Here is a 1,407-nt window from a genome sequence, read left to right as displayed (position 1 = left end):
CCAGCCCACCCCCCCATCCGCCCCCACGAGCACGGAAAACCGACCGCCGCACCCGGCCCACCACCCCCACGCAAGCGCGGTACGGAAGCACTGAACACCCCGTTCCGGGCCACGGCGACCCGCCCCCACCAGGCACGACATAACCGCCCACCCGCATGCGAATCTGTCAAGCCCCGAATGTCCGTCGCTTTCTCCCCGCGCCCGGAAACGGCAATCTGGAGACAGATAAACCGCTCGGCCATCAGACGGACTGAGACACCAGGCAAGTCGAATTCCCGGCTCGCAGACATTCTCGGAATCCGGGTCGACCATTCAAGGGAGATTTTAATGTCGAGGAAGAAGCACGTCGCCAACATTGCCGGTCTTTCCTGCGTCACCGCGATACTCGCCGGAACGGCGGGGGTGGCATTCGCCCAGCCTTCCCTGGCTTCCGCACTCCCGACCGCAGCCCCTGCGGCGGTGTGCAGCCTGAAGGGCGGAGAGATCCACGGCAACGGCTTCGCCCTCAAGCAGACCTACGACGTCAAGCGCAACGGGAAGACCATCGCCCGCGTCGCTGCCGGACCGAAGGGCGACATCCGCGTCGGAATCACCGGCAGCGGCCCGGTCTCCGTAGGCACCGTCCGGTGCACGCCGACGGGATCCACCGCGGCCTCCACGAAGACCGACGCGGCAGCGGCAACGGCACGTGGCGCGGCCGCCGCCCAGCAGGCAGCGCGCGGCGGAGCCTCCAAGACGCAGGCAGCCGCCATCGGCCGGAAGGCGGCGGCATCGGAAGCGAAGCGGCTCGGACTGGCGCCCGCCGTGGTGAACCAGGTGACGAACAACGTGACGAACATCGTCAACAACACGATCATCGGCGGCTCGAACAACACCATCGGCGGCACCCAGGTCGGTAACGGCAACACCCAGGGCGGGACGCAGGGTGCCGGTAACGGCAACACCCAGGGCGGGACGCAGGGCGCCGGTAACGGCAACACCCAGGGCGGAACCCAGGGTGCCGGTAACGGCAACACCCAGGGCGGGACGCAGGGCGGTGGCGCTGGCAACACCCTGGCAACACCCAGGGCGGGACGCAGGGCGGTGGCGCTGGCAACACCCAGGGCGGGACGCAGGGCGGTGGCGCTGGCAACACCCAGGGCGGGACCCAGGGATGACCAGCGGCCACGTGACCAGTGGCCAGTGACCGACGGCCGAGTGCAGCACCTCGCGGAGGCAACCTCCGCGAGGTGCTGCCGCATGTCCGCGACCGGACGCCTCCTGACGCTCCATCCGGACGACCGGGACCGCGGGCCAGCGTTGCCTGCGACCGGTGGCACAGCCCGCGCACCGACACCCGCGGGCCCCGGCCCCCACAGGCCGACGAGGCCGCACGGCCACCCCACCCCACCCCACCCCACCCCACCC

Annotated in this window: 1 pseudogene; it reads left to right on the top strand. The window is 70.4% G+C overall.

Going from position 1 to position 1,407, the window contains the following annotated elements:
• Positions 1–327: 327 nt before the first annotated feature.
• Positions 328–1,407, top strand: a pseudogene (locus IG86_RS43425) (hypothetical protein); the annotation flags it as partial.

The organism is Streptomyces virginiae (assembly GCF_000720455.1).
Taxonomy (GTDB): domain Bacteria; phylum Actinomycetota; class Actinomycetes; order Streptomycetales; family Streptomycetaceae; genus Streptomyces; species Streptomyces virginiae.
The sequence above is the reverse complement of the archived record's forward strand: the minus strand, read 5'-3'. Positions and strand labels throughout refer to the sequence as shown.